The 21420-nt window shown below is 72.7% G+C and carries 26 protein-coding genes and 2 pseudogenes; 14 read left to right on the top strand and 14 right to left on the bottom strand.

Annotated elements, in window-relative coordinates:
* Window positions 1-2: 2 nt before the first annotated feature.
* The 5 genes from ABEA24_RS47470 to ABEA24_RS47450 all read right to left on the bottom strand — a co-directional run bounded on the left by ABEA24_RS47470 (window position 3) and on the right by ABEA24_RS47450 (window position 4395).
* On the bottom strand, window positions 3-815 hold the full coding sequence (locus ABEA24_RS47470) for an alpha/beta fold hydrolase (RefSeq protein ID WP_345441895.1): 813 nt from the start codon (window positions 813-815) through the stop codon (window positions 3-5).
* 54 nt (window positions 816-869) lie between these two features.
* Window positions 870-1592, bottom strand: coding sequence for a helix-turn-helix domain-containing protein (locus tag ABEA24_RS47465; protein WP_345441892.1), 723 nt, complete (start codon window positions 1590-1592; stop codon window positions 870-872).
* A 184-nt stretch (window positions 1593-1776) separates the two neighbouring features.
* The gene (locus ABEA24_RS47460; RefSeq protein WP_345441889.1) at window positions 1777-3342 is read right to left on the bottom strand and encodes an amidase; all 1566 of its coding nucleotides are present in this window, start codon (window positions 3340-3342) and stop codon (window positions 1777-1779) included.
* Window positions 3339-3653 (bottom strand): hypothetical protein, encoded by a 315-nt coding sequence (locus ABEA24_RS47455; protein WP_345441886.1) that lies wholly within the window; start codon window positions 3651-3653, stop codon window positions 3339-3341. Before ABEA24_RS47455 ends, ABEA24_RS47460 begins: the two co-directional genes overlap by 4 nt.
* 127 nt (window positions 3654-3780) lie before the next feature.
* Complete coding sequence (locus ABEA24_RS47450; protein ID WP_345441883.1) at window positions 3781-4395, bottom strand: TetR/AcrR family transcriptional regulator; 615 nt, start codon at window positions 4393-4395, stop codon at window positions 3781-3783.
* Between the two features lie 101 nt (window positions 4396-4496).
* Between ABEA24_RS47450 and ABEA24_RS47445 the strand changes: the two genes are divergently transcribed.
* The gene (locus ABEA24_RS47445) at window positions 4497-5288 is read left to right on the top strand and encodes an SDR family oxidoreductase (protein WP_345441880.1); all 792 of its coding nucleotides are present in this window, start codon (window positions 4497-4499) and stop codon (window positions 5286-5288) included.
* 87 nt (window positions 5289-5375) lie between these two features.
* Here the strand turns inward: ABEA24_RS47445 and ABEA24_RS47440 are convergent, their stop codons facing one another.
* From ABEA24_RS47440 to ABEA24_RS47435, 3 genes are all read right to left on the bottom strand, one after another.
* Window positions 5376-5531: a hypothetical protein gene (locus ABEA24_RS47440; protein ID WP_345441877.1), complete on the bottom strand. Its 156-nt coding sequence runs from the start codon at window positions 5529-5531 to the stop codon at window positions 5376-5378.
* A complete protein-coding gene (locus ABEA24_RS53910) occupies window positions 5504-5680 on the bottom strand; it encodes an NAD-dependent epimerase/dehydratase family protein (RefSeq protein ID WP_425551323.1) in 177 nt (58 codons plus the stop codon). The genes ABEA24_RS47440 and ABEA24_RS53910 overlap by 28 nt, the downstream gene beginning before the upstream one ends.
* Window positions 5681-5749: 69 nt before the next feature.
* Entirely contained in the window at window positions 5750-6139 is a 390-nt protein-coding gene (locus tag ABEA24_RS47435) for a hypothetical protein (protein WP_345441875.1), read from the bottom strand.
* On the opposite strand from ABEA24_RS47435, the gene ABEA24_RS53905 reads away from it, so the two are divergent.
* Window positions 6114-6239 carry a DUF397 domain-containing protein gene (locus ABEA24_RS53905; RefSeq protein WP_425551322.1) on the top strand — a complete coding sequence of 42 codons (126 nt, stop codon included), beginning with the start codon at window positions 6114-6116 and terminating at the stop codon, window positions 6237-6239. The two genes, ABEA24_RS47435 and ABEA24_RS53905, sit on opposite strands and share 26 nt — an antisense overlap.
* Before the next feature lie 462 nt (window positions 6240-6701).
* On the opposite strand, the gene ABEA24_RS47430 is transcribed toward ABEA24_RS53905, so the two are convergent.
* Entirely contained in the window at window positions 6702-8126 is a 1425-nt protein-coding gene (locus ABEA24_RS47430) for an aminotransferase-like domain-containing protein (RefSeq protein WP_345441872.1), read from the bottom strand.
* A gap of 64 nt (window positions 8127-8190) precedes the next feature.
* Between ABEA24_RS47430 and ABEA24_RS47425 the strand changes: the two genes are divergently transcribed.
* The 9 genes from ABEA24_RS47425 (at window position 8191) to ABEA24_RS47385 (ending at window position 16487) form a co-directional block, all read left to right on the top strand.
* Window positions 8191-9387 carry a trans-sulfuration enzyme family protein gene (locus tag ABEA24_RS47425; RefSeq protein WP_345441869.1) on the top strand — a complete coding sequence of 399 codons (1197 nt, stop codon included), beginning with the start codon at window positions 8191-8193 and terminating at the stop codon, window positions 9385-9387.
* 94 nt (window positions 9388-9481) lie between these two features.
* Window positions 9482-11029: a phytoene desaturase family protein gene (crtI, locus tag ABEA24_RS47420; protein WP_345441866.1), complete on the top strand. Its 1548-nt coding sequence runs from the start codon at window positions 9482-9484 to the stop codon at window positions 11027-11029.
* On the top strand, window positions 11026-12108 hold the full coding sequence (locus ABEA24_RS47415) for a phytoene/squalene synthase family protein (RefSeq protein ID WP_345441863.1): 1083 nt from the start codon (window positions 11026-11028) through the stop codon (window positions 12106-12108). Before crtI ends, ABEA24_RS47415 begins: the two co-directional genes overlap by 4 nt.
* The gene (locus ABEA24_RS47410) at window positions 12105-12452 is read left to right on the top strand and encodes a lycopene cyclase domain-containing protein (protein WP_345441860.1); all 348 of its coding nucleotides are present in this window, start codon (window positions 12105-12107) and stop codon (window positions 12450-12452) included. Before ABEA24_RS47415 ends, ABEA24_RS47410 begins: the two co-directional genes overlap by 4 nt.
* Window positions 12453-12492: 40 nt before the next feature.
* Window positions 12493-12810 (top strand): lycopene cyclase domain-containing protein, encoded by a 318-nt coding sequence (locus ABEA24_RS47405; RefSeq protein WP_345441858.1) that lies wholly within the window; start codon window positions 12493-12495, stop codon window positions 12808-12810.
* The gene (locus ABEA24_RS47400) at window positions 12807-13517 is read left to right on the top strand and encodes a methyltransferase domain-containing protein (RefSeq protein WP_345441856.1); all 711 of its coding nucleotides are present in this window, start codon (window positions 12807-12809) and stop codon (window positions 13515-13517) included. The genes ABEA24_RS47405 and ABEA24_RS47400 overlap by 4 nt, the downstream gene beginning before the upstream one ends.
* On the top strand, window positions 13514-15022 hold the full coding sequence (locus ABEA24_RS47395; RefSeq protein WP_425551321.1) for an FAD-dependent oxidoreductase: 1509 nt from the start codon (window positions 13514-13516) through the stop codon (window positions 15020-15022). The genes ABEA24_RS47400 and ABEA24_RS47395 overlap by 4 nt, the downstream gene beginning before the upstream one ends.
* Window positions 15023-15066: 44 nt before the next feature.
* Window positions 15067-15651 (top strand): TetR/AcrR family transcriptional regulator, encoded by a 585-nt coding sequence (locus ABEA24_RS47390; RefSeq protein WP_345441854.1) that lies wholly within the window; start codon window positions 15067-15069, stop codon window positions 15649-15651.
* Window positions 15652-15698: 47 nt separating this feature from the next.
* Window positions 15699-16487, top strand: coding sequence for an SDR family NAD(P)-dependent oxidoreductase (locus tag ABEA24_RS47385; RefSeq protein WP_345441851.1), 789 nt, complete (start codon window positions 15699-15701; stop codon window positions 16485-16487).
* A gap of 47 nt (window positions 16488-16534) precedes the next feature.
* On the opposite strand, the gene ABEA24_RS47380 is transcribed toward ABEA24_RS47385, so the two are convergent.
* From ABEA24_RS47380 to ABEA24_RS47370, 3 genes are all read right to left on the bottom strand, one after another.
* Window positions 16535-17530, bottom strand: coding sequence for a Rieske (2Fe-2S) protein (locus tag ABEA24_RS47380; RefSeq protein WP_345441848.1), 996 nt, complete (start codon window positions 17528-17530; stop codon window positions 16535-16537).
* A gap of 115 nt (window positions 17531-17645) precedes the next feature.
* Window positions 17646-18221, bottom strand: coding sequence for a DUF6817 domain-containing protein (locus ABEA24_RS47375; protein WP_345441845.1), 576 nt, complete (start codon window positions 18219-18221; stop codon window positions 17646-17648).
* Between the two features lie 107 nt (window positions 18222-18328).
* Window positions 18329-19609, bottom strand: a complete 1281-nt coding sequence (locus ABEA24_RS47370) for an MFS transporter (protein WP_345441842.1) — start codon at window positions 19607-19609, stop codon at window positions 18329-18331.
* 256 nt (window positions 19610-19865) lie between these two features.
* Here ABEA24_RS47370 and ABEA24_RS47365 point away from each other — a divergent pair, with 256 nt between their 5' ends.
* Complete coding sequence (locus ABEA24_RS47365) at window positions 19866-20099, top strand: WhiB family transcriptional regulator (RefSeq protein WP_345441839.1); 234 nt, start codon at window positions 19866-19868, stop codon at window positions 20097-20099.
* An 82-nt stretch (window positions 20100-20181) separates the two neighbouring features.
* On the opposite strand, the gene ABEA24_RS47360 is transcribed toward ABEA24_RS47365, so the two are convergent.
* Window positions 20182-20538 carry a DoxX family protein gene (locus ABEA24_RS47360; RefSeq protein ID WP_425551327.1) on the bottom strand — a complete coding sequence of 119 codons (357 nt, stop codon included), beginning with the start codon at window positions 20536-20538 and terminating at the stop codon, window positions 20182-20184.
* A 79-nt stretch (window positions 20539-20617) separates the two neighbouring features.
* Window positions 20618-20698, bottom strand: a pseudogene (locus ABEA24_RS53900) (hypothetical protein); the annotation flags it as partial.
* Window positions 20699-20733: 35 nt separating this feature from the next.
* Here ABEA24_RS53900 and ABEA24_RS47350 point away from each other — a divergent pair.
* Both ABEA24_RS47350 and ABEA24_RS47345 read left to right on the top strand, forming a co-directional pair.
* Window positions 20734-21171 (top strand): hypothetical protein, encoded by a 438-nt coding sequence (locus ABEA24_RS47350; RefSeq protein WP_345441836.1) that lies wholly within the window; start codon window positions 20734-20736, stop codon window positions 21169-21171.
* A gap of 67 nt (window positions 21172-21238) precedes the next feature.
* A pseudogene (locus ABEA24_RS47345) lies at window positions 21239-21420 on the top strand (RNA-guided endonuclease TnpB family protein); the annotation flags it as partial.

The following is a 21420-nucleotide window of genomic DNA, read 5'->3' as shown; positions in this document are numbered from 1 at the left end:
TCCTAGCGGGCGAAGTCGCGCAGCGCGGCGGCGATCACACCGGCGGGGGCGCTGTGCTGCTCGCCCTCGACGGCCCGCAGGGTCGCGGTCGGCAGCAGTTCGGCGAGCGCCTGGGCGCCCGCGACGATGAACGGGAACGTCCCCGTGCCGTGCATCACGAGCGTGGGCGCGGTGACGGCGGCCCAGCGATCGCGGGGGAGCGGGGCGCCCGACATCGTGGTCCCCATGATCCGGCCGTCATAGGCGATCGTCGGCGCGACGCCCTCCATGATCGGCCAGAACTCGCTCTGCCGGATGCCCCCGACGGCCTCGGCGGGCATGCCGACCGCGGCGGTCAGGAACAGCTCCGCGGCGTCCCCGGGGCGACCGTCGGCCACGGCGGCGTCGAGGCGCTCCACGTAGTCCGCGGGCAACGGCGGGCGACTGTCGTCGACGACGAACGGCGGCTCGAACAGGGCGAGCCGCGCGATCGGCAGACCGGCCGCCGCGGCGTCGAGCGCGAGGACCGCGCCGGACGACCAGCCGAACACGGTCGCCGGCTTGCCCGCGACCTCGATGAGCGCGGCGAGGTCCTCGATCTCGCGCTCCACGGCGTACGGTGCGGTGTCGGTGCTCTCGCCGCGTCCGCGACGGTCGTAGGCGTAGGTCCGGAACTCCTCGCCCAGCAGCCGCCCGATCTCCTCGTTCGTCGGGTTGATGGCGGGATAGCCGGTCGCGCCGTCGATGATGATGAGCGGCTCGCCCTCGCCCCACGCGGTGAACGCGATCACGGTGCCGTCGGCGGACACGGCGGCCGCGTTGACGTTCTCGGTCATCTGGATTGCCCTTCCTGGTGACGATGTGGGATCTCTCCCGCAACGGCACCAAGGTTAGGAATCGGCGGCGGTGCCGGTCTTGTACAGGAGCGACAGGGGCTGCTCGGCCGCACCCCGCCGGCACAGCTCGGTCGCGGTACGGCCGATGAAGCGCGTCAGCGAGCGGGCGAGGTGCGGCTGGTCGTAGTAGCCGAGCCGGTCGACGACCTCGAGCGACGGGACGCCCTCGCCAAGCAGGATCGCGGCCTGCCGGGCGCGTTCGATCTGCCGGATGCCGCCCTGGGTGAGCCCGGTCGCCGCGGCGACACGGCGCTGCACCGACCTCGTCCCGACGTCCGGCATCCCGCCGGCCAGGACCTCGTCGACGAGCGGGTCCCGTACGACGACGCCCTCCCGTACGAGCCGGACGACGAGCTGCTCCGCGCTCTCGAAACCGGGCATGAGCCACTCGTCGCCGCCCAGCACGAACCTCGTCGCGGTCGCGTGCGGGCTCTCCCAGGCGGAGTCGACGAGGCGCGCGGGAGGCAGGTGCGGCATCGAGGTGCCGTGCGCGAACGTGATGCCGAAGGACTCTGACCCGTCGGGCACGTCGACGCTCGAGGCCGTGGTCTCCGGGCCCCGTACGGCGGCGTGTACGCGGCCCTGGTCCTCCCAGAACACCAGCTCCCAGTTCGACGTCGCGATCGAGGTCATCCGCGCGACCCCGGACGCACGGCTACGCCACACGCGGTGGACGTAGGGCGAGTCCGACGGCCGGTCCTCGTTCTCCAGCGGCATCCCATCCCCCGGTCCATATGCGGCCAGTCTCGTACGGCCCCGCGTCACCCGGCCAAAGCCGCAGCCGCCTGCGACGTTGGCCCCGGAAGCGGAATCCACCAAGGTCGGCGACAAGCAGACCGACCTCGACATTGTGCCGCAACGCGTACCGGCGGCAGGTCCGGCTCTCGACCAGGGCCCTGTGTCACGCGCTCGTGGCCGCCGCTTTCACGGCGTCGATCCGCGGCCGGGCGGCTCGGGCCATCACCCTCGCCTGGGGCGGGTCGGCGGGACGCCGCCACTGCCAGTCCGTGACCGCCTGGTAGGCCGCGACCACCTCCAGGAGCCGATCCTCCTCGTACGGGCCGCCGCCGAGGATCGTGCCCACCGGCACACCGCCGTCGAACCCGATCGGGAAGCCGATCTCCGGCAGGCCGAGGATGTCGAAGGGCACGGGACCGGTCTGCAGGACCACGTCGCAGTCGTTCAGCACGCCGTCGAGGACCTCGCGGAGTAGGTGTGTCTTCGCCCGCTGCCCGGTGACCCACTCGTCGCCGGACAGCATCAGCCCGCCCAGCCAGCTCAGCAGGGAGACGCCGAAGAGCGTGGGATCCTTCTGCAACCAGGCGCGGAACGGCTCGGTCCGCTCGGCCAGCCGCACGTCGTTGAACGCGCCGGTCAGCAGCGACCAGTCGGCCGGATAGGAGATCTCCACCGTCCGCGCGCCCGGGACGGCGTCGAGCGTGGCGAGGAACGCCTTGCGGAGCGCGATCACTTGGCTGCTCGCCCCGGTGAGGTAGTCCGGCGGCACGCCGATGCGCGTGGCGCGCCGCAGCCGAACCTTCCCGTTCCGGCGTACGGGGGTGGCGGCGCCGATGAGGTCGGGGACACGGGGCAGGCCGAGGGTTCGCGGGTCGTGCGGGTCAGGCCCGGCGAGGATCGTCAGCATGATCGCGGCGTCCATCGCGTCGCGGGCCAGCGGCCCGCTGTGGTCGCGGGTGAACGACAGCGGGATGACGCCGTAGATCGACGTGCGGCCCATCGTCGGCTTCAGCCCGGTGAGGTTCTGCTGGTTGGACGGCAGGACGATGCTGCCGCCCGTCTGCGTGCCGATCGAGGAGGTGGCCATCCGGCCGGCGACCGCGCAGGCCGGCCCGGTGGACGAGCCGCCCGGGTCGACCGAGGGGTCGGTCGGCGTCCAGGCGTTGACGGTCGTGATCCGGCCGTCGGGCGTGGTCGCCCGCGTGGTGGCCAGCGGGCCCATCTGGCCCTTGCCGATGACGATGCCGCCGGCGCTCTTGAGCCGGGCGACGCTCGTGGCGTCGTACGCCGGAACGAATCGGTCGAAAATGAAGGAGTTCGCCGTCGTCCGGACGCCTGCGGTGAAGTAGTTGTCCTTGATGCACAGCGGGATCCCGGCGAGGGGGCCGGAGGGCCGGCGGTCGGCCTCCGTGGCGGCGGCCAGCGCCTGCGCCCCCGTCACGGTGACGTAGGCCTGGTAGGTCGCGTCGTAGGCCGTGATGCGGTCGAGGTGCGCCTGAACGAGCCGCACGGCGGTCAGCCTGCGATGGCGGAGTAGCGTGGCGGCCTCGGCGAGCGTCGCCTCCGTGGGATCGCTGATGGCCTCCTTGCGTACGGGGACGTCCGGGAGGACGGGCCGGCGGGCGAGGCTCGCGGCGCGCGCCGCCGTGGGCGCGGCGGCCACGGCCGCGGCGGCGGTCACCGCGCCGGAACGGGCCAGGAAGATCCGGCGGGAGTAGGCCCGGCTCATCGCGCATCCGTCCAGGCAGTCGAGATCGAGGGATACTCCAGCGGCGGATCGGCCTGCTGGGACAGGGCGGCCGAGTCGTCACCGGCCGCAGGCGGTCGCCAGGTGTTGATCGCGGCGGGCCGCCCGCCGGACCGGACACCGCCGGTCTTCGCCCCGGCCAGGAACGTCCGCAGGTACTCCATGGCCTGCGCCCGCGTCGGCGCGCCGGTGGCGGGATCCGGCGACTCGGGGAGCCGGTTGAGATCCACTCCAGCCAGCGTCAGCCGCGCCTTGATGAAGGCGTCGAGTTCGTCATCCGACGGTATGCCCACGGGGTGTCCTCCGCTCGTAGATCACGAGCCGTGAGGAAATCGGACCGGCGTTTCCGGGGCATTTCGGACGCGTCGTCAGCATGTAACGGCTTGAACACTCCTTACGGCTGATTGAGCTCTGCCCAGGTCACGGCGGTGGCAGCGAGGCGTCCGGGGTGGTGGCGAGTTTGCGAGCGACTTCGATCACTGTCTCGCGGCGGCGGGCCAAGGCGGCCGGGTAGGTCTCCTCGTCCAGGACGAGGCGGCACATCTCGGGCACCGCGAAGTTCCAGGCGATCAGTCCCATGACGGTGAACAGCAGGTCCTGGATGGCGCGGACGCGTGCGTCGTCGGGAAGGTGGCGGGCGAAGCCTCCGTCCACGAGATGGTGAACCTTCTCGCCGAAGGCGGCACGGCGCTCCGGGTCGCCCTCGCCGGGCTCGCCGCATACCTCCAGCGCCTCCCACAGCAGCAGCCTGATCAGCTCCGGGTGCTCCTGGTACCAGTCGAAGATCTGCCCGACCGACTCGGCCACCGCGTCGGGATCGATGGAGATGGAGGCGCAGACCTCCTCCAGCTTCGCCCGCAGGATGGCGGCGAACAGCTTCTCCTTGCTCCCGTAGTACAGGTAGATGGCCTGCTTGTTGGCCCTGGCGGCCGTCGCGATCCGGTCGACCCTGGCCCCCGCCAGGCCGTGCGCGGCGAACTCGTCGGCGGCGGCGGCGAAGATCCGCCGTCTGGTGTCCTCCGCGTCATAGGCCATGACCGAATTAAACCATCCGGTTGACTCCTCTCCGCCCAGGCGGCAGTATCGGGGCTGCAGTAAAACAACCAGATGGTTTATTTCGATCGAAAGGCTCTCCCATGAGCACTGCGACGCCCATCCCCGTTCGTTCACCGCTGCCGAGCGCCCTCTCCGGCACGACCGCCGTCCTCATCGGCGGAAGCTCGGGCATCGGGCTGGCGGCGGGCGTCCTCCTGCGTTCGGTCGGCGCCCGCGTCGTGCTGGTCGGCCGCGACCCCGATCGGCTGAAGGCGGCCGTCGCCCGGGTGCGAAGCGCGAACGCGGAGGATCCCGACGACGCCGTGCTGGCCGTTCCCGGCGACGGCGGAGACGAGCAGACCCTCGCTGAGGCCTTCGACAGGGCGGGCCACGTCGACCATGTGCTCCTCACGGCGGGCGGCCTCAGCGGCGCCGCGCCCCTGGCCGAACTGTCGGCCGACGCAATCCACGCGACCGTTGACGCCCGCCTCTGGGGGGCCTTCGCCGCCGCCCGCGCGGCGGCGACCCGGCTTCCCGCCGGCGGCTCGCTCACGTTCAGCTCGGGAATCCTCGTGGTCCGCCCCGCTCCCGGACTGGCCGCCCCGCTGTCGGTCGGTGGTGCCGTGGAGATCCTCACCAAGGCCCTCGCCGTGGAGCTCGCCCCCGCACGGCTGCGCGTGAACACCATCCGCTTCGGCCGGATCGACACCCCGCTCCTGCGCTCGGCGGCGGGGATGGACTCCGACGATGCGATCGCCGCCGCGGGATCGACCGCTCCCCTCGGCCGCTTCGGCACCGCCGAGGAAGCCGCCGCCTCGGCCCTCTTCCTCATGGCCAACAACTACGTCACCGGCCAGGTCATCACCGTCGACGGCGGCGAAACCCTCACCTGACCCCGCTTCTCCCACCACCTGAGCTCAGACCGCAGTTCAGACGGCTAGGCCGGATGGCGCCGGTGGCGCCGGTACGGGGTCTGCGGCTCAGGTGAAGGCAGCGCGATGGTCGCGGATGAACTGTTCGAAGGACGTCGGCTCGCGGCCGGTGAGATCGCTGACGGTCGTGGTGACGGTCTCCGCGCCGCCATCCCGGTACGCGCGGCTCACTTCGATCAGGGCGTCGGCGTAGTACGCGGGCATGCCACGCTCGAGCATGGCGGCCCGGCGGCGACCACACGATCGACGTCGCGTTGCGCGTGGTAGGCGGCCCGTACCGAATGCCCTGCGGCGTGCAGTGTCTCCAGAAGCGCCGAACCCACGGCGCCGCCTGCTCCGGTCACCAAGATCATGGCGGGCATGCTAGCCACGGCCCCTGACAGTGCCGTCTCCCAGGACGTCGGGCGTCGATTCCGATCCGGTCAGCCGCGCAGGAAGGCGTCGAGTTCCTCGGCGGTCATCTCATCGAACCGTCTCAGGGCGACTCCGAGGAATCGGAGCTGATCGGTGTCACCGGTCGCCACACAGACCTGACCACCGGCCCACCGCCACAGCGGCAGTCCACCGGTGTCCAGCGTCGACGACCACCCTTGCGGCGGCGTCGGCGGGTCGGAATGAGCCCGCTGACTCCGTTGCAGGCTCATCCGGGCGGCGGCCGGGTACTTGCGGATGAGGAAGTCGAGTTGCAGCAGGTCTCTTGCTTCGGACGGCGGTCGGGTCGCCAGCGAGTCGACCAGGGCGCGTAGCGCCGGAAGTGAAGCTGCTTCGCAGGGTTTGGGAGAACTTATGAAGACTCTCGACGCGTCAGTCATCTCGTGGCGTAAGAGCAGCGCTAGCACGAACACGGGCGGCCAGTGCGTCGAGGTCGCCGCCGTACCTTCGATGGCTGCAAGTACGAGCAGTCGGTCGTAGGGGAGGCCCGGCCTGCTTCAGTTGCCACATGCGTTTCTACGAAGATGACCTCGTCTTGAAACCGGTCTCTCTCAATGAGGAAGACCTGGTGATCCATGACGTCATGGTGCTCCAGAAGTTCTGACCGGACCGCGTGCCGCGCCGCGAGCGGGTTGCACCCAAACGGTCATACGGCCATTGCCGTGGGAGGGGGACGCGGTTCGGTGACTCCGTGCCGCATCGCCGTCTGGGCGAAGGACGCGCGGTCGCGGCATCCCTGGCGGAAACCCTGCGTTTCGGGCGAAACGTGCGAGGGCGGCGTGGGTGTCGTGCCTAGCGTGTCTACTGAGACGAGAAATGTGTTGCCTCAGTAGACACGCCGGAACGAGACGGCCGAGCCGCGGCCGTGGTGGGCCGTTCCGAATCCCATCGGTGCCCAAAGCGCCGCCTGCCGACACCGCGAATCCTCTTGGGATCAATCGTCTAGACGGCCATCGCCGTGGGCGGGCGGACGCGGTTCGGCGACGCCTCGTAGGTGTGCCAGGCCTCCGCCAGGCGGCGGACGGCCTCGGTCAGTTCGTCCGGGGGTGCGAGGAAGTGGACGCGGATGTACTCCGTGCTCTGGCCGGACGCGTCGAGTCCCTCGCCTGGCAGTACGGCGACTCCGTGTCGCATCGCCGTTTGGGCGAATGAGGCGCCGTCGCCGCGCGGCAGGCGGACCCAGAGGGTCTGTCCGCCGCGTACGGGCGGAGCGTCCCAGTCGGGTAGGCAGCGGGTCAGTTCGGCGCGCAGGTGGTCGTGGCCGGCCAGGCGGTCCGCCGCGCGGCGGCGGCACAGGACGTCGAGGTGGGGGAGCAGTTCGGCGGCGGCCAACTGCGCGGGGATGTTGCCGCCGAGGTCATGCACGGCCCGCAACCGCGCAAGCCGGGCGATGACCGGGGCGGGGGCGCGTACCCAGCCAATCCGCAGTCCGCCCCACACGATCTTGCTGAGCGAGCCGATCGAGATGACGGCGTCGCCGTACGCGGCCACCGGGGGTGGGGTCTCCTCGCCGGGGAACGCGGGCTCGGCGACGACCTCGTCGTCGATCAGTGGCACGCCCGCCGCGGCCGCGGCCTCGGCCAGCCGCCGGCGTGCGAGCGCGGGCAGTACCGCGCCGGTCGGGTTGTGGAAGGTCGAGATGACGTACGCCAGGGCCGGGCGGTGTTCGCGCACCGCGTGCTCGAATCCGCTCAGGCCGACCGGCAGCCCCCGGAGTACGGCCGCCTCGTCGCGGAACGCCTCCAGCGCGCCCGGGTACGTCGGTGCCTCGACGAGTACGCGGTCGCCCGGCCGGGTGAAGGCGCGGGCGAGGAGGGAAAGCGCCTGCTGGGCGCCGTTGGTGACGAGGAGCTGGTCCGGGTCGGTCGGCACGCCGCGCAGCCCGTACCGGTCGGCGATCGCGGCGCGCAGTACGGGATGGCCGTACGGGTGGTAGCCGATGTCGCCGGTGGTCGCCGCCAGTGCGGGCAGGATCGCCTCGTAGGCGCGGGTCAGCTCGGGCGGCGGGGTGTCCAGCGCGGCGCACGCGAGGAGGATCACGCCGTCATGCGGCTCCAGCAGATGGAGGAAGACCGGTGCGCCGGTGGTCTGGTGCGCGACCTCCGCGAGCGGCCCGGCGACGCGCGTCCCGCTGCCCTGGCGGCGGACGATCCGGCCCTCCTGGCGGAGCGCGTCGTACGCGGCGACGACGGTGCCGCGCCCCACGGCGAGAGTCGCGGCCAGGGCGCGGTCGGGCGGCAGCGGCGTGCCCGGGGGCAGGTCGCCGTCGTTGATCAGCCGCCGCAGCCGCGCCGCGAGCAGGACGTGCAGGGGTCCTCGGCCGGCCGACCATCGGCCCAGCCGCTCGGTGATCTCGATTGGCTCCATATGAGGACCAATTATGCGGGATTGGCACTGGGGTCGCGGGCGGCTCCGACCGAGGATGGAGGGTATGAACTCACCACACGACGTACCGCACCCTGAGACCAGGACCGTTCACACGCCCGTCGTGGAGGTGACGGGCAGCCGGCCGCTCGGGACGCCGATCTACCAGAATCACGTTTTCGCCTTTGAAGACTCCGACGCGATGGCCGAGGCGTTCGGCGGCCCGGACGGCGCGTTCTTTTACAGCCGGCTCGGCAACCCGACCGTCCGGGCGCTGGAGGAGGCGGTGGCCGACCTCGAGGGCGGGGCCGCCGGGCTCGCCGCCGCGTCCGGGATGGGGGCCATCAACTCGGTGCTGCTCGCGCTGCTGCGGTCCGGCGATCATGTCGTCGCGCAGAGCTGCCTGTACGGCGCGACGATCGCGACGCTCGACGACCTCGCCGAACGGTGGGGCGTCGAGGTGACGTACGTCTCCGGCGCCGACCCGGAGGAGGTCCGCGCCGCGCTGCGCCCGAACACCCGGCTGCTCTACGTGGAGACGATCGCCAACCCGACGACTCAGGTCGTGGACCTGCCCGCGCTGTTCGCCGTCGCGAAGGACGCGGGGGTGCTCAGCGTCGTCGACAACACCTTCGCGAGCCCGATCCTGTTCCGACCGATCGCCCACGGTGCGGACATCGTCGTGCACTCGGCCACGAAGTACCTCGGCGGCCACTCGGACGTGCTCGGCGGCGTCGTGGTCTTCGCCACGGAGGAGCTCCACCGGAAGGTCTGGCACTACGCGGTCGAACTCGGTGCCTCGGCCGACCCGTTCGCCGCCTGGCTCACGCTGCGCGGCATGCAGACCCTGGCCCTGCGGATGCGGCGGCACTCCGACAACGCCCTCGACCTGGCCAGGCGGCTCGCGGATCACCCCGCGGTCGCGTCCGTCCGCTACCCGGGCCTGCCGGACCACCCGGACCATGAGCTGGCGTCCCGGCTCATGCCCGACGGCCACGGGGGAGTGCTCTCCTTCGACCTGAGGGGCGGGCGCGAGGCCGGGAAGGTCTTCGCCGGAGCCGTACGGCTGGCCAGCCTGAGCGCGTCGCTCGGCACCGTCAAGACGTACGTCATGCACCCGGCGAGCACCTCCCACCGGCAGCTCACCGACGAGCAGCTGCGGGCGGCGGGCATCGGCGCAGGCACCATCCGCGTCACCGTCGGCATCGAGCACCCCGACGACCTGTGGGCGGACCTCGATCAGGCCCTCCGCAAGGCCAGCTGACAATCTGCCGCGAACCACTCGATTCCGGCACTGACCTGCGGCGACGCCACGGTGCTGGTGCTTCGGTCCGGGAGATCCCGGGTACCCGAGGGGCATGCGCACCGTCGCGGGGAGGACCGACCGGATCGTCGTGATCGGTGCGGGACTGTCCGGGCTGGCCGCCGCGCTCCACCTCGCCGGGCGGGGCCGGGAGGTCACCGTCGTCGAGCGAGCCCCGGTGCCCGGCGGCCGCGCCGGCCGCCACGACGCGCACGGCCACCGCATGGACACCGGGCCGACCGTGCTGACGATGCCCGGCATCGTCGGCGACACGCTCGCGGCGGTCGGCGAGTCGCTCGCCGACCGGCTGCCGCTGGTGCGGCTGGACCCCGCCTACCGGGCCCGCTTCGCCGACGGGACCAGCCTCGACGTCCACACCGACGCCGAGGCGATGACCGAGGCGGTGCGCGCCTTCGCCGGACCGGCGGAGGCGGCCGGCTACCGGCGGCTCCGACGCTGGCTGACCCGGCTGCACGAGGTCGAGTACGCGGCGTTCATCGCGGCGAATGTCGACTCCCCGCTCGGCCTGCTGACGCCCCGGCTCGCGCAGCTCGCGGCGCTCCGCGGTTTCGGCCGGTGGGACCGGGCCGTCGGACGGTTCGTCCGCGACGAGCGGCTCCGGCGGATCTTCACCTTCCAGGCACTGTACGCCGGTCTGGCACCACGCCGGGCGCTCGCGCTCTACGCCGTGATCGCGTACATGGACACCGTCGGTGGCGTGTACTTCCCGCGCGGCGGGATGCGGGCGCTGCCCGACGCCCTGGCCGGCGCGGCGGCCGACGCGGGCATCGTCTTCCGCTACGCGACGGCGGTCGCGTCGCTGGAGCGCCGGGGCCGTCGCGTCACCGCCGTCCGTACCGAGCGAGGCGAGCGGCTCGCGTGCGACGCGGTCGTGCTCAGCTGTGACCTGCCGGAGGCGTACCGGCTGCTGGGCGGGGCCCCACGCCGCCCGTGGCGGCTGCGGTTCGCGCCCTCGGCGGTCGTGGTGCACCTGGCCGCGCCCGGCGTGTGGGCGGGGACCGGCCACCACACGCTCCTGTTCGGTCAGGCCTGGGACGCGGTGTTCGACGACCTCGTCCGCGACGGCCGCCTGATGCGCGACCCGTCGTTGCTGCTGACCCGGCCGACCGCCACCGACCCGTCCCTCGCGCCGCCCGGGCGGCAGCTGCTGTCCCTCCTCGCCCCCGTCCCCAACCTGAACGACGGGCCCTTCGACTGGGACCGCGCCGGTCCGGCGTACGTCAGCGAGCTCATCGACGTGGTGGCGGGCCGCCTCGGCTTCGCGCCCAGCACCGTCGACACGCTGCACGTCCTCACCCCTGCCGACTGGCGTCGGCAGGGGCTGGCCGCCGGGACGCCGTTCAGCCTGGCGCACACGTTCGCCCAGACCGGGCCGTTCCGTCCCGCGAACCTGCCGCGCACGGTGGACAACGCGGTACTGGCGGGCTGCGGCACCGTCCCCGGCGTCGGCGTCCCCACGGCCCTGCTGTCGGGCCGGCTCGCCGCGGACCGCATCACCGGCGTCCTGGCGGACCGTACGCGCCGCACCGTCATCGGCCCGGATCGCCGGCGCGTCCCCGACCCCGCGAGCGACCCGCGATGACCCGCCGCACCGGGAGACCCGGCGACGCCGATCCGCCGTCCGGCCACGCGGAAACGGCGACGAGCGGGCGAGAGCCGGGCGCCGACGGGAGGCCGGGGCAGGACGGTCGGCCGCCACGCGGCGCGGAAACGGCGACGAGCCGCCGTGAACTCGACGTCGCCGGGATTACCGACCCCGCGCTCCGGACCGCCTACGCCCGCTGCCGCGGGCTCAACGCCCGGTACGGCCGGACCTACTTCCTCGCGACGCGGCTGCTGCCGCCCGCCCGGCGGCCCGCCGTGCATGCCCTGTACGGCTTCGCCCGGCACACCGACGACCTCGTCGACGAGCCTGCTGCCCACCACGGCCCCGACCAGGTCGCCGCCCTGCTCGACGACGTCGCCGGCGTGCTCACCGCCGGCCTGCGGACGGGCCGCAGCGACCATCCGATCCTGGCCGCCGTCGTCCACACCGCGACCCGGTTCGGCATCCCCGGGGGCCTGTTCGCCGCATTCCTGCGCTCCATGCGGATGGACCTCAGCGTCACCGCATACTCGACCCGGGCGGCGCTCCGCGACTACATGCACGGATCCGCCGAGGCCATCGGCCTGCAGATGCTGCCCGTGCTCGGCACGGTCGGCGACCCGGCCGAGGCCGCACCCCGTGCCGCCGCCCTCGGGCGGGCCTTCCAGCTCACCAACTTCCTGCGCGACGTCGGCGAGGACCTCGACCGGGGCCGGGTGTACCTGCCCGCCGACGAACTCGCGGCGTACGGCGTCGACCGCGAACTGCTCGAATGGTGCCGGCGCACCGGCCGCGCCGACCCGCGGGTGCGGCGCGCCCTGGCGGACCAGGTCGGCCGCACCCGCGCGGTCTACCGGCTGGCCCGCCCGGGGATCGCGCTCCTGGACCCCGCCGCCCGGCCCTGCGTCGCCACCGCCTGCGCGCTGTACGCCCGCATCCTCGACCGGATCGAGGACAACGACTACAACGTCTTCGCCGGCCGGGTCACCGTCGGAACCGGTCGGCGGCTCGCCCTCGCCGGCACCGCGTTCACCCGCGCCCTGGGCGCCCGTACCGTGCACGGCCGGAGGGGATGACGGTGGACCATCTGCGCTACCTGCTGCTGCTGGCAGGCTGCCTGGCGGTCACGCTGCCCCTGGAGCCGTCCGCCCGCGTCTACCGGCGACCGACCCGGCTGGCGCGGGCCGTGCTGCCGGTCGCGGTGGTCTTCCTCGCCTGGGACGCCGTGGCGATCGCGGCCCGCGTCTGGTGGTACGACCCGCGCTACCTCGTCGGCGTCACGCTGCCGCTCTCGGTGCCGCTGGAAGAGGCGTTGTTCTTCCTCATCGTCCCCGTGTGCGCGGTCCTGACCTTGGAGGCCGTACGGCGGTTGCCCTCGGTCCTCCGCCGGGCCCCGCACCCTTCGGAGCCAGGAAGATGACCGGGGTCGGGGGCACCGCGCTGCCGTCGGAGCCGGGACGGTGAGCGGCCTCGGATACACCCTTCCGGCGCTGCTGGCGGTGCCCGCCGTGGTCGCAGTCGAGCGCTGGTGGCTGCGCACGGGGCTGTTCCGCCGCCCCGCCTACTGGCTCACGATGGTCATCGTCTTCGGCTTCCAGACCATCGTCGACGGCAGGCTGACGACGCTGTCCGCACCGGTCGTCGTGTACGACCCCCGCGCCATCACCGGGCTGCGCTTCCCGTTCGACATCCCCATCGAGGACTTCCTGTTCGGCTTCGCCCTCGTCACGGCCACCCTGCTCGGCTGGGAGCACAGGCGGCCCGGGACCCGCCGGTGACCCGCGGGAGCCCGCTCCGGTGCGACGTGCCGTCGGCGTTCGACCGCCACGCCGCGGCGTACGACCGGCTCGTCGGCGCGAACCCCGGCTACCACGCCGATCTGCGGCGCGCCGCACGCGCGTTCGCCCTGCCGGTGGGCGGCGCGGGGGCACGGCTGCTCGACCTCGGCTGCGGCACCGGCGCCTCCACCGCCGCGCTGCTGGCGGCCGCCCCGTACGCCGAGATCACCGGTGTGGACGCCTCGACCGGGATGCTCGCCCGGGCCCGCGCCAAGCCGTGGCCCGGGACCATGCGGTTCGTCCACGGCCGGGCGGAGGACCCGCCGGTCACCGGGCCGTTCGACGGGGTCTTCGCCGCCTACCTCGTCCGCAACCTCGAGGACCCGGACGCGGCGCTCTCGGCGATGCGGGCCCTGCTGCGTCCCGGCGGCGTCCTCGTCGTTCACGACTACGCGCTGCGCGACGGGCCGGTCGTGCGGTTGGTGTGGCACGCCGTCTGCTGGGGCGTCATCATCCCGGCCGGCCGGCTGGCCACGGGCGACGCACGCCTGTACCGCCACCTGTGGCGCAGCGCCCTCGGCTTCGACTCCCCGGAAGGCTTCGCCGACCGGCTCCGAGGCGCGGGGTTCACCGGCGTGCGGACCCGCACGGCCAGTGGCTGGCAGCGCGGCATCGTCCACACGTTCCGCGCGGAGACGCCCTCGTGAGCGGCGACCGTAGGCGAGTCCACCACCCGGCGCCGCCCGGCCGTCCCAACGCCGACGGCCTGGCCGAACGGCCGCGCGCTGTCGTGGTCGGAGGTGGGATCGCCGGGCTCACCGCCGCGACCGCGCTCGCCGAACGCGGTGTCGCCGTCGACCTGTACGAGCGCGAGGACCACCTGGGCGGGCGGGCCGGCGGCTGGACCACGACGCTGCCCGACGGCGCCCGCGTCGGCATGAGCCGGGGCTTCCATGCCTTCTTCCGGCAGTACTACAACCTGCGCGCGCTGTTGCGCCGCTCCGATCCGCAGCTCGCCCGGCTGGTCGCGGTGCCGGACTACCCGCTGCGCGACGCGGCCGGGCGCGTCGACACGTTCCGCGGCCTGCCCGTCACCCCGCCGTGGAACGCCCTCGCCTTCGTCCTCCGCAGTCCGACGTTCACCGCCCGGGACCTGCTGCGTCTGAACGCCCGTGCGGCCCTCCCGCTCCTGAACGTCACCGTGCCCGGCACCTACCGGGAGCTCGACCATCTGGACGCCGAGGAGTTCCTGGCCCGGCTGCGCTTCCCGGCCGCCGCCCGGCACCTGGCGTTCGAGGTGTTCTCCCGCAGCTTCTTCGCCCCGCCGGACCGGCTGTCCGCCGCCGAACTGGCCGTGATGTTCCACCTGTACTTCCTCGGCTCGGCCGAGGGCCTGCTGTTCGACGTGCCGCGGCGTCCGCTCCCGGAGCTGTGGGCGTCGGCGGCCCGCCACCTGACCGCGCTCGGCGCCCGGGTGCACACCGGCACGCCGGTCGAAGCCGTACGTCCCCGGGCGCACGGCTTCGCGGTGGAGGCCGGGCGTACCGTCCGCGCCGACGCGGTGGTGCTGGCCCTCGACGTGCCCGGCCTGCGCGACCTCGTCGCGGCCTCCCCGGAACTCGGCGACCCTGAATGGCGACGGCGCATCGCCGCTCTGGCCACCGCGCCGCCGTACCTCGTGCGCCGCCTGTGGCTCGACCGGCCGGTCGCGTCGCACCGGCCGGCGTTCCTGGCCACCGGCGGCCTCCCGCCCCTCGACAACGTCAGCGTGCTGAACCGCTACGACGACGAGGCCGCGTCGTGGGCCCGTACGACCGGCGGAGCCGTCGTGGAACTGCACGCCTACGCGGCGACCGGCGCGCGGGAGGCGACCTCCGCGCGCCTGCTGCGCCGCCTCCGCGAGGTCTACCCCGAGACGAGGCAGGCTCGGATCGTCGGCGACCTGGTCGAATGGCGGCAGGACTGCCCGCTGTTCGCACCCGGTACGTTCGCCGGGCGGCCCACCGTGGACGGGCCGGTGCCCGGCCTCGTGCTGGCCGGTGACGGCGTCCGCGTCGACCTGCCCGTCGCCCTGATGGAACGCGCGGCCACCACCGGCTGGCAGGCCGCCAACCGGCTCCTGGCCCGCTGGGGCCTGGCCGGGCATCCGCTGACCACCGTCCCGCTCCGGGGCCGCCTGGCGCCCTTCCGTACCCTGGCGCGGCTCGGCTGATCGCACACTTTGGACTGTAAGGTCCAAACGCTTATCGTTGACGCATGGCACTCACCGCGAAGGGTCGGGCGACCCGCCAGCGCATCATCGAAGGCGCGGCGGAGTATCTGCGCAGCGATGACCCCGCAGGTGTGACGCTCGACGACATCCGGGCCATCACCGGCACCAGCAAAAGCCAGATCTTCCACTATTTCCCGGACGGCAAGGAGGAAGTCCTTCTCGCCGTCGCGCGGTACGAGGCCGACCGCGTCATCGATGACCAGCAGCCACACCTAGGTGCTCTCTCCTCATGGGCTGCCTGGAAACGCTGGCGGGACTCCGTCGTCGCGCGTTACCGCGCGCAAGGGAGGAACTGTCCGCTGGGGGCGCTGATGGGCCAGGTCGGCAGCACGCCCGGCGCGGCCGAGGTGGTCACCACCCTCCTCGCCCAGTGGCAGGTCCACATCCGGCGAGGGATCACCGAGATGCAGGCCGCCGGCCTGGTGCGCGACGGCCTCGACGCCGACCGCGTCGCCTCGGCCTTCATCGCGGGCATCCAGGGCGGCGTCCAGGTGCTCCGCTCCACGGGCGGCATCGAACACCTGGAGGCGACGCTGGACACCCTGATCGATCACCTGCGAGGTGTCTGAACTTTCTGGACTTGCCGGTCCAAAAATGGGTCCGTACCGTCGCTGTCATGTCACCACGGCTTCAGGGCAGAACAGCCCTCATCACCGGCTCCACCAGCAACATCGGACGTGCCATCGCCCTCGCCTACGGCGACGCCGGGGCGCATGTCATCGTCTCCGGGCGCGACGACGCCCGAGGCGAGGCGGTCGTCTCCCGGATTCGCGAAACGGGCGGCCGGGCGGACTACGTCCACGCCGACCTCGACGGCACCGCGGCCGCCGGCCGCGCACTCGCCGACGCGGCGACCGACCGGCTGGGCGGACGCATCGACATCCTCGTCAACAACGCCGGCATCTACCCCGCCGCGACGACGCCGACAACCGATGAGGAGACGTTCGACCGCGTCTACGGCGTCAACGTCAAGGCGCCGTTCTTCCTCACGCAGGCCGTCGTCCCAGGGATGATCAGTGCCGGTGGCGGCGTGATCATCAACCTCGGCTCCTGGATCGCGCGCCTCGGCATCCCGGTCGGCGCGCTCTACAGCTCGACAAAGGGCGCGATGGAAACGCTCACCCGCGCATGGGCGGCGGAGTTCAGCGCCCACGGAATACGGGTCAACGCCATCTCACCCGGGGTGATTCTGACCCCCGACCCGGACCCCGCCGTCGAGCACCCCGCCGAGGCGATGATGCGCGGCACCCCGGCCGGACGGTCCGGTCATCCCGACGCGATCGCGGCCGCTGCCGTCTACCTCGCGTCCGACGACGCGGCCTTCGTCCACGGAACCGTGATCGACGTCGACGGCGGACGTACCGGGGTCGCGGTCGTCGCGGACGCCGGCTCATCCCACCGGTAGCTCGACCACACGGGGCGATGACCGCGCCCTGACCTCCGTCGCCCCCGTCAGGATGGGTCGGTGCGTAGCGTGTAGCGGCGTTCGGCATAGGCGAGGTCGTCGCGCCACAGCCGCCTCGCCGCGCGCCGCATCAGCGGACGCAACACCGGGGACGCCAACCGCGCGACCGCGAACCCGGGACGGTCCGAGGTGGCGATCGTCGCCTCGATCACCGCGGTACGGGGGCGGCCGTCGCGGCCGGGGCCCAGCGGGGTGGCGTGCGTCTCGACCACGCTGCCGGCGCCCTCGCCGTCGACGATGCGCATCACCACCGTCCGGGCGTCGGAGCAGGTGAACTCCGCGAGCACCGGCACGCCCAGCCGTGGTCCCACCCGGTACGTCACCTCCACCAGGAACCGGTCGTCCGCGTCCCCGGCGTCGGCGGGCGGGGCGTGGACCACGCGCAGGCGGGCGAAGGAGTACGGGTGGAACCAGGCGCCGTGCCATGGGTCGAGCCGGTTGGCGACCACGTCCTCGGGCTCACAGACACCGACCGCCCGGATCACCGCGTCGACGCCGCGCGCCGGGCGCGGCCGGGGCGGCAGGACCGGCCGGGGCAGCGGTTCCTCACCCGCCTGGTCGAGCCGGACCCACACCAGGACGCCGTCGTCGTGGCAGGGCAGCGGCCGCCAGCCCGCTCCGCCCTCCGGGGACAGCCGCAGGCCGTGCCACCGGCACACCAGGTCCCCGCACACCACCCGCCCGCCGGCCAGCGGCGCCCCCAGGTGCGGGCACGCTCCCGGACCGGCCACCACCGCGCCCGCCCGGTCGCGCCAGGCCACCAGCTCCATACCGAGGACACGGAGCCCGGCCGGCCGACCGGCCCGTACGTCGCGGCTCGCGGCCACCGCGAACCAGTTGCCGGTGGGCCGTGCCTGCGCCCGTTTCAGCGCCGCCGCGATCACCGCCGGATCGGCATCACCGGCCGTCGGCTCCTGCTCCGCCCAGCGCACATGCGGCCGCGTCCGTACCGGCCATCGCGCCTGGTCATCGCGGTCCGCCACCCGTGCCCCCTCCGGCGTTCTGCCCGTCCCGGCCCCACCCGAACCGGGGACGACCGCCAGCCCAGACCGGCCACACTGGAGGGATCGACCGGAAGGGAGGCCTCACCGCACCCCGCTACGGCAGGGTCATCTGGACGGCCTGCCAGGCGGGATCGCTGAGGAGCCTCCTCCATGAGGTGAACAGGCAGAGGAGTCCTGGCCCGTGCTGGGCGCGAAGGTCGGGGTTGACCCGCATGATGTCCAGCTCGTTGGCGGCGGTGAGTTCGGCGAAGTCCCGCCGCAGCTCCAGCGGTGGGCGGAGCACGGTGTCGGTGAACCGGTCCTTGAACGGTCCTGCGGGCTCGGCGAGATGGGAGTAGGAGAAGCGGCGATCGCAGCTCGCGTAGAAGTAGACGAGCCGCTCGGCCTCCTCACCGATGATCGCGGCCAGAACATCCCGTTGGGCGGTGTCGCCCAGCCCTGTGGGGAAGCCATCGGTGCCGTAGTAGGCATGGCACAGTCCGGCGAGCCGTACCGCCGGACGCGCGCCCCACGCTCCGAGCAGCGCCTGGACACGCTCCAGGTGGGCCAGCAGAGTGCCGCCCGGATGCGCGATCTCGTTCGCGCCGTGGGAGGCCAGCGACTCGACCACGGTCGCGATCCCGGACTCCTCCTGGCGCGGCCTCTTCAGTTCGTACGGGTCGATGGCCATGTGACGCCTCCTGACTCCCGGGTTGGGGCGACACCCGTCCGCGGTGCTCCTCCGGCGTCCGTGCCGTATGGGCAGCGCCGCGTCGCCGCCGGCGAGACCCTTGGGCCCTAGGTGCTCACGCCATCCTCAGAGCGGGATTCACCCAAGTCAATTCCCGGCCTGGGTGCTCGGTAGCGGCTGAAGGCGGGCATCGTCCAGCCGATCAGGGCGGCGCCCGCGATGACGGCGAGCCCGCCGCCGACCGCGCTCAGGCCGGGGGACGTCACGGCGGCGACCGTGCCGGCGCGGAAGTTGCCGAGTTGCGGGCAGCCCACCCCGACGACGTACTCGGCCGCGCCGACCCGGCCCCGGTAGCGGTCGGGGGTCGCGACCTGGACGAGTGCCGTGCGCACGACGACGCTGATGACGTCGGCCGCTCCCGCGACGACCAGCAGTGCGACGGCGAGCCAGAAGGTGTGCGCGAGGCCGAAGCCCGCCAGGCCGGCGCCCCAGACCGCACCCGCGATCAGGATGGCCCGGCCCTGCCGGGACACCCGGCCGACGGGCCCGGACAGCGCCGTGCCGACGATGCCGCCGATCGCCGGAGCGGCGGTGAGCAGCCCGAGGGTCTGCGCGCCGCCGCCGAACCGCTCGGCGTTGAGGGCCGGAAGGAGCGCGAACGGCATTCCGAGGACCGTGGCGCTCATGTCGGCGAGGAACGCTCCGGCGATCGCCCGCTCGCCCCGGATGAACCGCAGGGCCGCACCGACGGCCCGCAGGCCGGGACGGGCCTCGCCACCCGCCTCCGGCGGCATCGCGGGCAGGCGTGCCACGCCGTACAGCGCGGCGGCGAAGCTCAGCGCGTCGACCAGGTAACACGCCTTCAGCCCCCACGCCGCCGCCACCGCTCCGGCGAGGGCGGGACCCGCCGTCATGCCCAGGTGGAACGCGAACATGGAGAGCGCCGCGCCCGCCGCGACCCGGTCCGCGGGCAGCAGCCGTGGCAGGAACGTCCGCCGCGCCGGGGCGTTGACGGAGCCCAGCAGCGACTGCGCCGCGACCAGGCAGTACAACGGCCATACCTGCCCGGATCCGAGGAAGGCCTGGACGGCGAACAGGGCCGAGATCACGGCCAGACCGCCGCTGGTGAGGAGGACGAGCCGGCGTCGGTCGACCGTGTCGGCGATGGAGCCGCCGATGAGACCGAACATGATCGAGGGCGCGGCGGAGGCCAGCCCGATGGCGCCCACGGCGGCCGACGAACGGGTGAGGGTGTAGACCTGCAGGGCGACCGCGAAGTTCGTCATCTGGCCGCCGATCGTGGACAGCGCCGACCCGGCCCACAGGCGGCGGAAGGCGGGCGACTCCTTCAGCGGGCGCAGGTCCATGAGCAGGCGTCGCAGGGCCACGTCGTCCTTCCGATCGTCCCGGGGGGTGCACGGCCGGCCAGGCGGACGATCACCTCGGCCCGGAGAACATGGTGCCGCAGGAGGGCAGCGGACCACGATCTCTATCCGTTCGGTGACAGATACCTTACTCGTCGTGGCGGGAACGCATGGGGGCAGGTGTGACGGGAAGTAGGGCGTTCTCGGTCAGGCAGCGGCCGGGGTACGGATCCACCCAATCACCGTTGGGACCATTTCAATGCTCTTCGAGGTCGCGTGGATGAACCGCGCAGAATGCCAGAAGGTCGATCCGGAGCTGTTCTTCCCGATCGGCGAACTCACCCCGGACCAGGAGGCCGAGGCGCGGGCGGTCTGCGGACGGTGCCCGGTGCGCGCCGACTGCCTGCACTATTCGCTGGAGACCGCCCAGCGGTACGGGATCTGGGGCGGAACGGACGAGGACGAACGCCGGCTCATGCGGGCCAGGCGCACGTCGCACTCGGGGATGAGATAGCCGTCGCCGTCGGAGGAAGGGCCAGACGCTCCAGAACGTCCGCCCGGTCCGCCGACGGCGGCCGCCAGGGGCTCTCGCCGCCTCAGCGCCGGAACACGGCGGTCGGGCGAACGGCCTGCGGCATCCGCACCCGGGCGATCACGGCGAACGCCACGCCGAACACCGCCGGGAGCAGCGCCCACGCCGGCTGCAGGACGAGCACCTGCGTCAGGATCGCGCCGATCATGAGACCGATGAGGCCGAGCGCGGCCCAGGCGGCGAGGCGGGGGATGAGCAGGCCGATGGCGCCGGCGGCCTCGACGGCGCCGGTGACGTAGCGGAACCACTGGCCCCAGCCGATCTTCGCGAACGTCTCGACCGCGTCCCGCTGACCGGCGAACTTCGGCGCGGCCGAGGCGATCAGCAGGAACGCGGCCAGCAGGATCTGGACCGTCCACAGCGCGATGGTCGCCGCGCGCCTTAAGGTGGGCGTGGTGTTCGTGCCTGAGGTGGCGGGCGGAGACGTCTTTGAGGCTGTTGACCAGACGGATGATCCTGGGTGGGTAGCGCACGAGTGAGTGGGCGTGGTCGGTTTCGTCGTTGAATTCGTGGAGTTGCACGCCAGTGTCGGTGTGTACTTGTAGGATCACTGAGCGTGAAGCTGGTGGCGCAGGTGAAGCTGCTGCCGACGCCTGAGCAGGCGGCGGCGCTCGCGGCGACCCTGTCCTTATGCAACGCTGCGGCCAATGAGGTGTCGGTGGTCGCGTTCGCCCAGGGTGTGTTCGCGCGGCAGAAGCTGCAAAAGCTCGTCTATGCGGATTTGAAGGCGCGGGGGTTGTCGGCGCAGCCTGCGCTGCATGTGATCCGTAAGGTCGCCGACGCCTACACCACCCTGCACGCCCAGATCGAAGCGGGCCTGTTGGGCGGTGAGCATTCACCTCGGCGCCGTAAGGCCGAGTCCAAGCCCATCGGCTTCCGGGTGGATGCGGCTCAGCCGTTCGATGACCGGTGCCTGTCGTGGCAGATGGACGCCCGGACCATCTCGATCTGGACCACCCAGGGCCGGGGTCCAGGGCGTCGCCTTCACCGGTGAGCCCGGGCAGCTCAAATTCCTGGCGGCTCACCGCAAGGGCGAGAGTGATCTGGTGCACCGCGACGGGATGTTCTTCCTGATCGCGACGTGTGAGGTCGAAGCGGCCCGGCAGTTCGAGCCGGCCGATTGGATTGGGGTGGATCGGGGGATTGTGAACCTGGCCACCACATCTGATGGGGACAATCATCAGGGCAAGGGCTTGGCGCGGTATCGCCGGCGCCAGGCCCGGCTGCGCGCCGAGTTGCAGGC

It is taken from the genome of Actinoallomurus vinaceus (genome assembly GCF_039542055.1).
GTDB classification, from domain to species: Bacteria; Actinomycetota; Actinomycetes; order Streptosporangiales; family Streptosporangiaceae; genus Actinoallomurus; species Actinoallomurus vinaceus.
Note: the sequence above shows the minus strand (reverse complement) of the source record. Positions and strands in the feature narration are given on the sequence as shown.